This is a genomic window from Dysgonomonas termitidis, from assembly GCF_054657735.1.
The window spans coordinates 356,310-371,487 of the sequence record NZ_BAAHYD010000001.1; the positions used below are offsets into that span (position 1 = coordinate 356,310).

A 15,178-nucleotide genomic window follows, 5' to 3' on the forward strand; every position below is an offset into this window, starting at 1 on the left:
AAAACTATGAAAAAAAAGAGAATCTTATTGAGTATATTTTGTATATTGTCATTTAGCTTGTGCTCTCAAAATATGGTAAACGAAGTCTCTAAAGCTTGGGTTTCAGATTTAGGGAATGGCGAGTATAAGAATCCTGTTTTGTATGCCGATTATTCCGATCCGGATGTCTGCCGTGTGGGTGACGATTTCTATATGACAGCTTCCAGTTTCAACTGTATCCCGGGACTGCCTATCCTGCATTCGAAAGATCTGGTAAACTGGACTATTGTCGGACATGCCATCGGCAGAATGCCCGAAAACGCTATCTTCGGAGATGGTGTAAATCATGGAGGCAATGTATGGGCTCCCTCTATCCGTTACCATAAAGGAGAATTCTATATCTATTACGGAGACCCCGATTTAGGAATCTTCATGACAAAAACCAAAGATCCCTGCAGGGAATGGGAACCTCTTGTACTGGTCAAAGAAGGTAAGGGACTGATTGATGCCTGCCCGCTTTTCGATGATAATGGCGATGTATATCTGACACACGGGTATGCCGGAAGCCGTGCGGGAATTAAAAGCCTGTTGGCTGTTACACGCCTTACACCCGATGGGAAGAAAGCTGAGGGTGAATCTAAAATAATATATGACGGGCACGATATTGACCCTACCATTGAGGGGCCTAAGTTTTATAAAAGGAACGGCTATTATTATATTTTTGCTCCCGCGGGAGGTGTTGCCACAGGTTGGCAACTGGCTATGCGTTCGAAAGATATATTCGGCCCCTATGAGCGTAAAGTAGTGATGGACCAAGGCAAGACAGAGGTTAACGGCCCTCATCAGGGAGCATGGGTAGATATTCCTACAGGTGAAGACTGGTTCCTGCATTTTCAGGATGTAGGAGCATTCGGACGTATTACCCACCTTCAGCCGATGGTTTGGAAGAACGATTGGCCTGTTATCGGTGAAGATAAAGACGGTGACGGATGTGGAAATCCTGTTTTGACAGATAAAAAACCGAATGTGGGTAAAACTTATCCTATAGCCACCCCTGCCGAAAGTGATGAATTCAATACCAACAGTCTGGGATTGCAGTGGCAATGGCATGCCAATCCTGAATCGTGGTGGTATTTCACTAATCAGGAGAAAGGATACCTGAGCCTCTATTCGGTACCCAACCCTGATAATTACCAAAGCTTGTGGGATGTACCCAATCTGCTGTTACAAAAGATTCCCGCACCTAATTTTACCGCAACAATAAAACTGGCGCTGAAACCGGACCTGAGATTTACGGGTGAGCGTACCGGATTAATAGTAATGGGATTGGATTATGCTTTGTTATCGTTCGAGAATACTGAAACCGGTTTTACCTTATCGCAAGTGGAATGCCAGAAAGCCGACAAAGGAGGGATGGAAAAAATAAACGCTTCCGTACCACTAAAAGATGCGACAGTATATCTAAGGGTTAAAGTAAATCCTGATGCAAGCTGTAGTTTCAGTTATAGTACGGACGATAAGAAATATACCCCGTTGGGAAACAGATTCATGGCAAAAGAAGGCAGGTGGATCGGCGCCAAGATCGGTACTTTTTGTTCCCGTCCCCTCAAAGGTAACGACGGCGGCAGAGTCGATATAGACTGGCTCAGAATAAGTAAATGATTTTGCATGGTAATTTTATATTTTTGAGTTAAGTTAGTCAGGTGTGGATAATTGGTCAATATCCACACTTTTTTATATTTAATAAGTACGTCATTTTAATTAGTATATATTATTATTGTTTAGCAGTTCTCCTGTTTATCAGACTTTTGGGGATTTAATAGCATAAACTAATTTAGCATGGGTGCTCATTTAAGTATAAAGTGCGATTTCAATTATTTACTACCCTCAGTTCATTAAGTTTAATGTTAAAAAACAGATATGATATATAATATATTTATAATCAATGTATTTACTTATTGAGGAGATTTGAAAAATCCAATTTAACCCTACTGAAAAGCCAAATTTTACCCTTTGCTAAAATTATTAAAATCTAATATTGCATGATAAATATTTATTATTTGTGTAAAAAGAATCTCTAAACTATGAATTATGCAAAAATCGAACAAACTAATTAGTCTGTGTATTGTTGCTTTGTTCTTCTTGAGTGTTAATGTTTATGCACAACAGAGGGCAGTAACAGGTACTGTTACAGACAGTAAAGGAGAAACTCTCATCGGAGTTTCAATTATTGCCAAAGGAGCAACAACCGGTACGATAACTGACATGAACGGTAAGTACTCTATTAGTGTACCTTCCGGTAGCAATGCTCTTATAGCAAAGTACATAGGGATGAAAGAGAAAGAAGTTGCGATCTCTGGCCCTATCGTTGATATCGTAATGGAGGAAGATAACGCCCAATTAGATGAGGTGGTGGTTATCGGTTACGGGGCGGTAAGGAAAAAAGATTTGACGGGAGCTGTCTCTTCAGTCGGAGAAAACGTGTTGAAGAATATTCCTGTTACATCCGCGGCAAGTGCTATTACCGGACGTTTGGCGGGTGTGAGTGTTATTACGACAGAGGGTTCGCCCGATGCTGCTATCAATGTTCGTGTACGTGGAGGCGGTTCCATTTCGCAGGATAATTCTCCGTTATTTATTGTCGACGGATTTCAGGTAAGTAATATCGATGATGTTCCGCCCGGGGATATCGAAAGCATGCATGTGCTGAAAGATGCATCTTCTACAGCTATCTATGGAGCTAAAGGGGCTAACGGAGTTATACTTATTACAACCAAGAGCGGTAGGGCAGGGAAAACAACTGTGCGGATGAACGCTTCTGTCGGCTTTAGTGATATGTATAATGAAACCCCTGTACTTTCCCCTTATGAATACGTTTATTTGCAAAGGGAATTGGACTTGGCCGATAACGCCAATTTCTTCAAGTATTACGGACGTTGGGAAGATATAGACATTTACAAATCGAGACAAGGAACCAACTGGCAAAAAAAATTGTATGGGGAAACCGGTGTAAAACAAAATTACAATTTAAGTATAAGTGGAGGAGACCAGTCGCTGTCATACAGTATTAGCTATACGCGTGATGATGAGAGTTATATCATGAAAACATCAGAATACAAGCGCGATAATCTCAATATAAAAATAGACAAAACTTTCGGCAAATATTTGAGGCTTGAGTTTAATCCCAAGATGTCAAGAAGGGTTATCGACGGAGCCAGCGTATCTTCGGGAGGTAAATTGCGGGACGCAGTAAAATTCGCTCCGGTAAATACGCAGACCAGTATATCATTGGATGACGCTGAAAACGGTTATAATTCGGAGAATATAAGCAACCTGAACGACCCATATTTCAATGTGGTAAATGAGTATAAAAAACAAATCAAATTCAGCAATTCATATAATGCGGCATTAACATGGAATATACTTAAGGGCTTATCCCTTCGTGCGGAAGGTATTTATGGCTTCTTAAACGACCGTACCGACCAGATCTATTTAAAGAATACGGGTGAAGCCAATCAAAAAGCCGGGCAACCGGTTGCTTACCGTACATATTGGGATGGTAATAATTGGACTGCCCGCGGTATATTAAGTTACAACAACAAAATAAAAGAGCATTATTTTGATGCGATGGCGGCAATAGAGTATAATCATTCAGTAAAAAACAGGATGGTGATCAATTCAGATTATTTCCCTCACGACTACACAGCTGAAAATATTTTGGCTATGTGGAACAATGGGAAAGCGGAACCTACCTATACGACCATTGAAGAACCAAGCCGTACGAAGTCGTACTTCGGACGTGCCAATTACATCTACAACGACCGCTATTACGCTACATTTACACTACGTGCCGATGGCACGAACGTATTTGCACCCGGAAACAAATGGGGCGTGTTCCCTGCCGGATCGATAGCATGGCGTGTATCAGAAGAAGATTTTATGCAAGTAACGCAAAACTGGATGCCAAATATGAAGATACGTGCCAGTTATGGTTTGGCCGGTAATGCCCGGGTTGGTTCATACTGGCGCCAGACCTACAATGCGGTAACAAACACCAAAAACCTGTATTATGTAAATGAGGTTGGACAAAGTTCCCTGCAACCGGGTAAAGAATTGCGCAACGAAAACCTATCCTGGGAAACGAAATACTCTACAAACCTGGGGCTTGACTTCGGATTCTTGGATAATCGTATCGGCCTGACAGTCGATTATTATAAAGATGTTACTAAAGACCTGATTATGCAGGTGGATTTACCGTCTAACTCGGGTTATGAAACTCAATACCAGAATCTGGGACAAACAACGAATAAAGGACTTGAGATTACTTTGAACGGGACTTTAATCAGCCAGAAGGATTTCTTTCTGGATATGAACTTCAATATCTCCTTTAATAAAAACAGGGTAGATGCCTTATACGGGAAAGAAAAAGATCAGATGATCATAAGCGGTACCAATGCTCTGGAAATCGGACGTGACAATTACCGGGTTGTAGTCGGGGAAGAAGTTGGCCTGATGTATGGATATGTATCCGACGGCATGTATTCTTTCGATGACTTTACTTTTGACGAAGTGGGTAGAAAATGGGTTATAAAGGAAGGTGTTGTCGATTGCCAGGGAGTATTGACCAGAGCCGGTAATTATTACGGACCGGGACATATGAAATTGAAAGACCTGAATGGCGACGGGAAAATCGATGCCGATAACGACCGGAAGATTGTAGGCCGCGCACAGCCGAAACATACCGGAGGATTCAGCTTCACAGCAGGGTGGAAAGGCTTTGACCTGGTTGCCATGTTCAACTGGTCGTATGGAAATGATATATTGAATGCAAGCAAGGTTGACTACAATAGTTATGCAGGGTCGAAACGCTATCAGAACATGACAACCGAAATGAATCTGGCAAACCGGTTCACGTTTATTGACCCTGCAACAGGACGTAACATTTACTCCGGAGATTACGCTAATCCTGGATTACTGCAACAGTTGAACACGAATGCAAGTTACTGGCATCCGATGACAAATGCGACCGTGATGACTGACTGGGCAGTCGAAGACGGTTCATTCCTGCGTCTCGGTAACCTGACGTTCGGTTATACTTTGCCGAAAAAAATTACCCGGAGATTCGCTGTTGAGAATTTACGCCTGTATGGTACGGTAAATAATGTATTTTGCCTGACTTCATATAGCGGACAAGATCCTGAGGTCAGTACATCTGGTAGCAATCTTTCTCCCGGTATAGACTATTCTGCCTATCCCAAATCACGTACATGTATTTTCGGAATTAATGTAACATTTTAGAAATTAAATTATGAAAAAGAACAGATTAATATATTTATTGATATTAAGTACATTCCTGTTAAATGCCTGTACGGATGATTTTCTGGACACAAAATCACCATCGATACAAAGCAGCCAGAATGTCTTTGAGAACGAAGGAATGGTGCGGTCCGCCATTATGGGTGTATATTCGCAACTGTCTACTACTTTGGTTTACGGACAAAAAATGTCTGTGAACTGGCAAGGCGTTTCCGATATAGAACTGGCAAGTGGTTATCCGTCCCAGACAAATACTGATAAAACGAGTGATACGGGTGCAGCCAATTATTGGTGCGACTGGTACAACCAAACCGTGCGTTGGAATGAGATATTTAAGTTGACAGAATTGGCAAGTGCCGCTGTAGATGGTATCCGTAATTCGGAAATGCTAAAAAGTAATCCTGATAAAATGAAGCCTTATCTGGGTGAAGCTCTGGTATTGCGTTCGTTAGGTTATTTTGAACTGGTACGCCGTTGGGGAGACATCCCATATAAGGATGGTATGTCGAGTTCCGACCTTTCGAATGTATATCTGGGTAAAAGTGACAGAGACAGTGTTTATACTGCTATTATTAAAAACATGCAGGAAGCTATCGAATATTTACCATGGCTTGGAGAAAACGCGGATTTCAATTGTGAACGTGTTACAAAAGGTTTCGCCAAAGGCTTATTGGCGCGTATTGCCCTTTTCGCCGGAGGTTGGTCGCTTCGTGACGGTAACAATTTTTCCGATGCTAATGTGGAACATTATCCTAATACCGAAAATAATCCGGGTATGGCCGAAGTGAATGGTTATTATATAGGACGCCCTAAAAATTGGCGGGACTTTTATGAAATTGCTGAGCAACAGTGCGCCGAAATGATAGGAAGTGCCGAAAATCCACATCGGTTAGACCCTGATTATGGTAATATATGGAAAACTGTTTGCGGCCTAGGATATAACTCTTCCAACGAAAATCTATTCGAAGTAGCCAACGGCGTAGGATATAGCGGTGATATAGGCACGCTGATGGGACGCGGCATAGACGGAGGTCTCGGCTATGGATCACGCGGTTTTGGCGGTACTTATGTGAGTACCAATGCGTATTATTTTTATTCTTTTAATCCTGACGATTTACGTCGCGATTATGCCTGTTACTGGCCTAACTACGGAAAAACGAATAACGTCAACATGGAATCGATGAAGAATGATATCATGTCCGTCCGGCTGGGTAAATGGGACTTTTTTTGGACAAGCAATGCTTACAAGTCTATCGCCTTGACGGCTACAGCGCGTGTACCGACGGGTATCAACTGGATTATTATGCGTTATCCGGATGTTTACCTGATGTTTGCCGAAGCCCGTAACGCGTTGTCGGATCCGGAGTCAGTTAATCCTGTAGCTGGAATGAGCGCCCGCCAGGCACTGGTTAAAGTTCGCGAAAGGGCTTTTGGTACCGGTTCTGCCAGTGCAGCAAATATCAATCCGGATTTCTTCCAGGCTATAGTGAACGAGCGTGCTTGGGAATTTGGAGGGGAAGGCATCCGTAAATTGGATTTGGTTCGCTGGGGATTGCTCGATCAAAAGATTGAAGAAATGAAGGAAGCCATGCTGTTGTTAATGGACGGGGGGCACCCTGTTAAGATATTTGACAAGGTATACCAACCGTCGGATTTCCCTCAAAATCTTTATTTCAGGTATGACAGTAATAATGAATTTATAGACCTCTCCAGCGTGAACTTTTACAGAAATTTAGCAGCCAATCCGAATGAGAGCCTTTATACTACTGTAAAATGGTTTCCTGCTAACTATTGGAATTTAACGGAAGGTAGTGAAACAACCTTGGTAAATAACTCGGTAAAAGTATTGATTTGCGCTTCAGGATTAAGATCCTCTTATAATTATAGCACTCTTTTCTCCAAGCTGAAATACGGTGCTAAGATCAGCGAAGCTTATGCCAATTACAATACAGGTAACAAAACCTGTAATTATCGTCACCTGTATGCTATCTATTATGAAGATATATACGAATCTAACGGCTACCTGTCCAATTCTTACGGTTTCGATTACGAATAAAAATAATAAGTTCCTATGTTTAAAATCGGAAGCGATGGCTGAGTAGAAAAAATAAGCTATATGTTTTTGGTTAATTTTAGTAATAGAGATTACTTACTTATTAACCTCAAAGAATATAGCTTATGAGACAAAGAAAGGAATTAGATTTCAAAGGACAAAATATCTATGTAGGGATAGATGTTCATTTGAAGAGTTGGTCGGTAACAGTTTTGTCGGAAACCTCTGTAATGAAGAAGTTTAGCCAAATACCAGAACCGGAAGCGTTGTATAAGTTTCTGGTCACGAATTATCCGGGAGCGGATTATCACTCGGTATACGAAGCGGGATTCTGTGGTTTTTGGATACATGAAAGATTGACAGGGTTAGGAATTGATAATATTGTTGTAAATCCGGCCGATGTTCCGACCAAAAGCAGTGAAAAGCTGCGTAAGACCGATTCCATAGACAGTGGAAAACTGGCGCGAAGCCTGCGGGCTAAAGAGCTGAAAGGCATCTACACGCCGGACAGTGTGTCATTGGAGATGCGTTCTTTGATAAGATTGAAAAACTCGATAACGAAAGACATGACCCGGCAGAAGAACCGCATCAAGTCACAGTTACGCTATCTGGGGATAGAGATTCCCGTAGAGTATCTGGAGCCGTACTCTAATTGGTCGAAGCGCTTCATCGTCTGGCTGAAGGAGGTACAGACACTCACATCTGTCGGCCGTCAGTCGCTTGACATCCGGATCAGGCATCTGGAGGAATTGCGCAGGCAGAAGCTGGAGATGACGCGGGCCTTGCGGGCTCTGGCCAGGACGGAACAGTTCCGCGAACCGCTACGGTTAATCATGACAGTTCCGGGTATCGGTCAGGCCACGGGTATGGTGTTCCTGTCGGAGATATGCGACATATCCCGTTTCAGGAATGCCGAACAACTGGCGGCTTATATCGGTATGATCCCCATGTGTCATTCAAGCGGAGAAAAAGATGGGACAGGAGATATTACCGTGCGCAAGCACGCTGCTATGCGCTGTAATCTGATTGAGGCCGCGTGGGTGGCAATCCGGCAAGATCCTGCAATGAACCTGATCTACACGCATAACTGCAAAAGGATGGCTCCAAGCAAAGCCATCGTAAAGGTGGCGCGTAAACTGGTTAACAGATTATTCTTCGTACTGAAACACAAAACAGAATATATCAATGGTATTGTGTCATAGAGAGAACTTCCTTCCGGTAGACGGATTTTCCGAGAGAGAATACTACATAATTGTTGCGGCTTTGAAGTCCGCTTAAAAAAGTTTGCTCCTCTCGCCTTTGTGAACTAATGCAGGAACTTGCGGCAGAGACTGACCGCTGTGGAAAGTCTGTTTACCGAAGGATTTAATATCGGGTTTTTTAAGCCATACGGACAGTATCGGTAACTTAAAAAGAGAGGCAGAAAACCGGCCTCCCAAGTAGCGTTACCGCGTACCGTCAGGATGTTTATTGCTGACAGGTTGCTCCCCAGCAGTGCCTGTTTCCTCTTAACATCCTGACATAAAGATATAAAACTGAAATTAATTAAAAATAATCATCCAATTTGTTTGGATTTTAACTGGAAAGAACAATTATGAAAATACCTTATTATATTCTATTATTAAGTTTTCTATCGTTCGCCCTCATATCGTGCGAGGAAGATGTGAATGATTGGGGTTATGATGAACGGTACGACAGGCTTTTCCGTCCTGCTACCTTTGAAGTTGAGAATATGTTGCCTACATCCGTGCAGTTGAAGTTTTCAGGTGTCGTAAATGCCACAAAGTATGTATTTGAATTCAGTGAAGGAGACAGTTTGTTATTTACAAATATTACCAAGATTGTTGATATTACCACCGATTCCTTGTATACTTTGTTTTCAAATTTAGATTCGAAAAAATCTCCGGCAGCAATTGAATTCTCAATGCCGTTCGGTGGTCTGAAAGGTACAACTCCTTATTCGGTACGGGTAAAAGCCGTAGATGAAAATCACAATTTGGAATCCGGTTATATGCAGGCCTATTTCGAAACGCCCGACGAACAGATATTCAAAAGTTCGAATTCCGCTACTAATAAGGCTACTCTTTTCTGGATGCCTGACGCCGAAGTTACACATATCCTGTATTGGGAAAATGTAGGAGAAGGGCAAGAGCCTGTACAACAGACCCTGCAATTAACAAGCGAAGATAAGCTAGCCGGACGGGCAACTATTACAGGTCTGGCCAGTGGCACAGGTTATATGGCTGTAATTTATAACGATGATGCCAAGCGCGGAACATGGTCATTCCGGACTTTGGGTATCAATAATGGCCGTACTATCAGGCTTCAGGCAGGTGATGCTTCCAATATCGATGCTATTTTAATTGACTGTGTAACAAATGGAGACAGGACTGTAACCCTTGTTTTCGATGGTAACCAAGTTTATGAAATCGACAAGATTATTGTTCCGGAGGGAATTGACCTGCTGTATATGGTCGGTGATGCAGCAACGGACGGTATACAACCCGAACTCTACCTTAACAATATAACGATGTCTGCTCCTATGACAGCCATAATATTCCAGGGTGTCGACTTGAATGCCCGGTTGAACAGCTCGAATTATGTATTCGATATAGGTAATACCAACTGTTTCAAAGGAGTTTCCTTTGAAGGTTGTACTATACGGAATATTGGAAGAAGCCTTGTCCGTCTCAACCATGAGGGGCTGAATGTCGACTATGTCCGGATTAGTGATTGTATTATCAAAAACGTAGGAGTAAGCGGTTATGGATTCATTAATATGGGAAAGAATATTGTCAAACTTGGGGAACTTTCTATAAAAAACAGTACGGTAATGGACTTTGGATCCGACCGCTTGATGCAATTACAAGGTGGAGTAGTGAACCTGATAATCGACAAATCGACACTTTGCAATTTCATATCCAAAAGCGCCGAAGTCTTCCGTTTTGACAGGCAACCGGGAAGCGTAACCGTGACCAATTCTATTTTTACCGGAAATAACGGTAATTCCAAGATTAATGCCGGCAGGAATGATTATTCCGCGTATCTCGAATATCCTAGTTGTTACATAACATCCGATCTTGTTATAAATACAAATCCATTCACAAATGCGGTATCATTGGAATTGACATCCGAAGATTTGTTTGTAGATCCCCAGAACGGTGATTTCCATTTTAAAGAAGGCGTTTCGTTTAACGGTAGGGGAAAAGCTGGAGACCCGCGTTGGTGGTGATATTAGTTATTAATTATCATTGAGTATTTGCCTTAGGAAAAGAAGGCTGTCCTCAAAATCGAAGACAGCCTTTTTGTCCAAATGGTTTTACTGTAATAAAAAATTATTCTTGAACAATGAAACCCCCATGACGTAAAAGCCGCCAAAGAGCATGTAAAAGTTCGCAAAGGCCCTTACCTTTGGATATAACCCATTAATCAGTAAGGCTATGGAACAGATTACATTCACCCAGGTCGTATCCAGGGGATGCGGCATAGACGTACACCAGAAAGTAGTAGTTGCCACCGTGTCTGGCGAAGGTATAAAGAAAACCACGCGTGAGTTCTCTACTTTCACGAGTTCTTTGACAGAATTAAGAGAATGGTTATTGGAATTGGGTATCACCCATGTTGCCATGGAGAGTACCGGAGTTTACTGGAAGCCGGTATATCATATACTGGAACCGACCGGAATGAAGGTCTGGATTGTCAACGCCCGTCATATCAAGTATGTTCCGGGTCACAAAACCGATAAGAAGGATAGCACCTGGATATGCAAGTTACTGCTTGCCGGATTACTCAAGCCGAGTTATATTCCACCGCGTGAACAGCGTGAATTGCGGGACCTGACCAGATACAGGGTCAAGCTGATACAAGGCATTGCCGCCAATAAGAATCGCATAAACCGGATTCTGGAAGACTGCAACATAAAATTGTCGAGCGTGATGAGCGGAACAGACGGTGTGGTCGCTACCAAGTTGATCGATAAACTGATCGAGGGAAAACAGATAAGCCCTGAAGATATTGACCGGGTCTATCACGGTAAGCTGAAAGCCAGCAAGGAAGAACTATTGGAAGCCTGCAATGGATTTATAACCGAACATCATGTTTACATGTTAGGTTTAATAAGGCGTGATATTGCCGCCTCAGAGGTTATCATATCCGAGATTGACGATAAAGTCAGGCAGGTGCTTAGCCCTTATGATAATGTCATCGAACTACTCAAAGGCATACCGGGCTTCAACCTTAAAACGGCTCAAGACCTTATTGCCGAGATTGGATTGGACATGAGTGTCTTTCCCAGCGAGAAGCACCTGTGCTCCTGGGTAGGTATATCTCCCGGCAACAATGAGAGCGCGGGCAAAAAAAAAGCAGACGAACCACCCACGGCAACAAATCCGCCAAAGCGGCAATCGTAGAAGCTGCCTGGGCGGCGACAAGGACGAAGAATACATTCTACAGTGCAAGGTATCACCGGTTGGCAGCAAGACGGGGCAAGAAAAGAGCCCTGGTAGCTATAGGACATTCGATCCTGAAGTCTGTCTACCATATACTAAGTACACAAAAGGATTATCATGAACTTGGAGCCGGCTATATCAACCAGAAAATGGAAGCCAAACGTAAGTCCTACCTGAAGAAAGAGTTGGAAAAACTGGGCTATCAGGTGGATTTGGTCGATACTAAAGCCGGATAGCTCAAATTACAATAAAGGTCGATGTTTACTGGCGCCAGTTATCCAAATAGGTAACATATAAGCCGACAATGAAACTGACTTCAACAGCTAAGTACCAAAGATTGTGGAATAAACCACGTGTATGAAATTTTAATTTTCTTGGCTGTTCCCTTTTAATATATCCAATAACCGTGCATTTATTACCATAAGTGTTATCTCTTGTTTTGTCTGAAATAACGATTTAATAACTAAAAGTCCTATTTAGGGACTATAAACTATAATTTATTTACGTATGAAACCTTACTATTTATGCATTTTTTTGCTGTTATTTCTGAGTGATTGTGGAAAATTCAATGTGAATAACCAATCAGGAACCAGAGAACCGGATTCGGGCACATACAATGATGAACTTGCCGCTTTCCCAGGGGCTGAGGGCTTCGGACGGTATGCTACAGGTGGACGCGGAGGCAAAGTATATCATGTGACGACCCTGGAGGACGGGAATTATATAGGCACATTTCGTTACGCCGTTCAGCAAAAAGAAGTGCGTACCATTGTTTTTGATGTAGCGGGTACTATTTTCCTGAATGGTAGTCTGGATGTTAAGGAAGGCAATCTGACAATCGCGGGACAGACCGCGCCCGGACAAGGCGTTTGCGTAGCCGGATATCCGGTAACAATCAAAGCAGATAATGTAATTGTCCGTTACTTGCACTTTCGTGTCGGTAATGAAAGTGGAGGTGATTACGATGGATTTGGCGGCTCAAGGAGCAATAATGTGATTATCGACCATTGTTCTATCAGCTGGTCGATTGATGAGACTTGTTCTTTGTATGGCGGCGAAAACCTGACCGTTCAATGGTGTTTCATAACAGAAAGCCTTCGTAATGCGGGACATGTAAAAGGGAGTCACGGTTATGGGGCGATTTGCGGTGGGGCAAAATCTTCGTTTCATCACAATCTGATGGCGCACCACGAAAGCCGGGTACCACGTCTTGGTCCTCATGCTTCGACTCAAGAACGCGAGCATGTGGATATGCGAAACAACGTTTTCTATAATTGGGCCGGGAACGGCTGTTATGGCGGTGAGGGAATGAAGGTTAATATTGTCAATAATTATTACAAACCGGGACCTGCGACCCCAAAGAACAGTCCGGTCAGCTACCGTATTGCCGCTATCGGCGTACGTACTACGAAGTATTGTACCCGTGAGGACGGAACGCCCAACGCATGGAAACCGATGGAACATGTCTGGGGCAGGTTTTATGTGGATGGTAATATTATTGAAAACAATGCCGAAGTGACAAAAGACAACTGGACAAAAGGAATTTACGGACAAATCAATAATGCCCAATGTGACAATACTTTTACTGAGCAAGTGAAAAAAGAAATACGGTTAAGCATTCCTTTGGAGACAGGTATAATTACCACACATACGGCAGAGCAAGCTTATAAACTGGTGGTAGCATACGCGGGATGCTCCAAGCAGCGCGATATTATCGACTCGCGTATCGCAGAAGAAACCCGAAACGGTACGGCGACCTATTTTGGAAGCATAGCCAAAGATGCGAAGGACAGACCTGGATTGATCGACTTGCCAAGTGATGTGAAGCCGGCAGGAGCAATGAGCGCATGGCCAGAATTGAGCAATGGGGGAATAAGCCCGGATGAGTTGAGAGATTCAGACGGAGACGGTATACCCGATGTATGGGAAATTGCCCATAAATTGAACGCGCAAGACGCTTCTGATGGTAATACTACGATATTAAGCAAAGCCGGATATACAAATCTGGAGATATATATGAATAGTTTAGTAGAGGATATAACCCAAAACCAGAATACACTGAAATAAAAGAAATGGTTAAGAGAAAACTCATAGTAATATACTTGTTTGTCAGTATGTTCGTATACGGATATGCTCAAGGTAATTCTTCCCCATTCCACGCCGTGGTAGCGGAAGACGGAAGTGGTGATTATACAAGTATTCAGAAAGCGATTGATATGGCGCCTGATAATTCTGCAACACCTTGGCTGATTTTTGTAAAAAACGGTTCGTATAAGGAACAAGTATTCATACCCAAGACAAAACCGAATATTCACCTGATAGGCCAGGATAAAGATAAAACGATCATTCACCATAGATTGAATGTCGGTGGAAAACCGGATGATAATACTCCTAATGAAAAGCGTGGCTACTGGGAGTATTCGGTACATAATCCGGCGTCTGAAATGTATAAATGTGAAGGAGCGGTCGTCAGGATAGAGGGGTCCCATTTTTATTCGGAAAACATTTCGTATATCAACGATTGGGGAGTGGATTTCCAAAGTGGCCCACAAGCATTGGCGATGAATACTCAGGCCGATTGCGTCGCTTTTAACAATTGTATTTTCCGGTCTTTTCAGGATACATGGATGACCTCTATGAAAAACGATGCAAACCGTATTTATGCGAGAGACTGCTGGATCGAAGGAGCAGTTGATTATTTTTACGGGGGAGGCGACGCCCTGCTCGAAAACTGCACATTTTATAATGTGCGCAGTGGCTCGGTAATCGTTGCCCCCAGCCATAAGACAGCCAAATATGGCTATGTGTTTCGCGACTGTACCATAGATGGTAGCAGTGCGGCGGCGGATGGCAAACAAAAGTTGGGTCGTCCCTGGCATAATTCGCCTCGCGCAATTTATATCCATACGACAATGCGTATTCCTGTCGCTCCCGAAGGATGGGCGAACATGGGAGCTGTACCCGCCTTATTCGCTGAATATGACAGCCGTGACCAGGAAGGTAATGTATTGGACTTGAGTCTTCGCAAGACAGAATATGAAGGTCGTGGAGAAAACGCGCCCAAAGGGTCTTGTCCTGCATCCATTACCCGGGAGGAAGCTGATGGATATGTGTATGAAAATATTATCCATGGTAATGACGGATGGAATCCCCGTGCAATGATGGACAGGCTCCCAGCACCCGAAAATATAAAATTTCAGGAGGGAAAAGTTACCTGGATGGCTATTCCTGAAGTAACCGGATATATTGTTTTCGATGGGGAAAATATAGTGGGTTTTACAACAAAAACATCCTGCGTTTTATCCGGAACAGTTACGGCTCTGAGTATATGCGGCATAAATCGTCATGGTTCCTTAGGATTAAAATCCCAGTAATAAAATAC

At 42.9% G+C, this 15,178-nt stretch carries 9 protein-coding genes; all 9 read left to right on the plus strand.

Annotation, left to right across the window (positions count from 1 at the left end; all coding sequences use genetic code 11):
• The first annotated feature begins 72 nt into the window (after positions 1 to 72).
• The 9 genes from ACYQ3L_RS01465 to ACYQ3L_RS01505 all read left to right on the plus strand — a co-directional run bounded on the left by ACYQ3L_RS01465 (position 73) and on the right by ACYQ3L_RS01505 (position 15,170).
• Positions 73 to 1,641 (plus strand): glycoside hydrolase family 43 protein, encoded by a 1,569-nt coding sequence (locus tag ACYQ3L_RS01465; RefSeq protein ID WP_379993816.1) that lies wholly within the window; start codon positions 73 to 75, stop codon positions 1,639 to 1,641.
• A 429-nt stretch (positions 1,642 to 2,070) separates the two neighbouring features.
• Positions 2,071 to 5,277, plus strand: a complete 3,207-nt coding sequence (locus tag ACYQ3L_RS01470) for a SusC/RagA family TonB-linked outer membrane protein (RefSeq protein WP_379993817.1) — start codon at positions 2,071 to 2,073, stop codon at positions 5,275 to 5,277.
• Positions 5,278 to 5,287: 10 nt separating this feature from the next.
• Complete coding sequence (locus tag ACYQ3L_RS01475) at positions 5,288 to 7,351, plus strand: RagB/SusD family nutrient uptake outer membrane protein (RefSeq protein ID WP_379993818.1); 2,064 nt, start codon at positions 5,288 to 5,290, stop codon at positions 7,349 to 7,351.
• Between the two features lie 122 nt (positions 7,352 to 7,473).
• On the plus strand, positions 7,474 to 8,550 hold the full coding sequence (locus tag ACYQ3L_RS01480) for an IS110 family RNA-guided transposase (protein WP_380002099.1): 1,077 nt from the start codon (positions 7,474 to 7,476) through the stop codon (positions 8,548 to 8,550).
• Between the two features lie 392 nt (positions 8,551 to 8,942).
• Positions 8,943 to 10,580 (plus strand): DUF5123 domain-containing protein, encoded by a 1,638-nt coding sequence (locus ACYQ3L_RS01485; protein WP_379994044.1) that lies wholly within the window; start codon positions 8,943 to 8,945, stop codon positions 10,578 to 10,580.
• 208 nt (positions 10,581 to 10,788) lie between these two features.
• Positions 10,789 to 11,757, plus strand: a complete 969-nt coding sequence (locus ACYQ3L_RS01490) for an IS110 family RNA-guided transposase (RefSeq protein ID WP_459952254.1) — start codon at positions 10,789 to 10,791, stop codon at positions 11,755 to 11,757.
• Positions 11,758 to 11,816: 59 nt separating this feature from the next.
• Complete coding sequence (locus tag ACYQ3L_RS01495; RefSeq protein ID WP_379994162.1) at positions 11,817 to 12,032, plus strand: hypothetical protein; 216 nt, start codon at positions 11,817 to 11,819, stop codon at positions 12,030 to 12,032.
• 271 nt (positions 12,033 to 12,303) lie between these two features.
• Positions 12,304 to 13,863, plus strand: a complete 1,560-nt coding sequence (locus ACYQ3L_RS01500; protein WP_379994163.1) for a pectate lyase family protein — start codon at positions 12,304 to 12,306, stop codon at positions 13,861 to 13,863.
• A gap of 5 nt (positions 13,864 to 13,868) precedes the next feature.
• Positions 13,869 to 15,170: a pectinesterase family protein gene (locus ACYQ3L_RS01505; protein WP_379994164.1), complete on the plus strand. Its 1,302-nt coding sequence runs from the start codon at positions 13,869 to 13,871 to the stop codon at positions 15,168 to 15,170.
• Positions 15,171 to 15,178 lie beyond the last annotated feature (8 nt).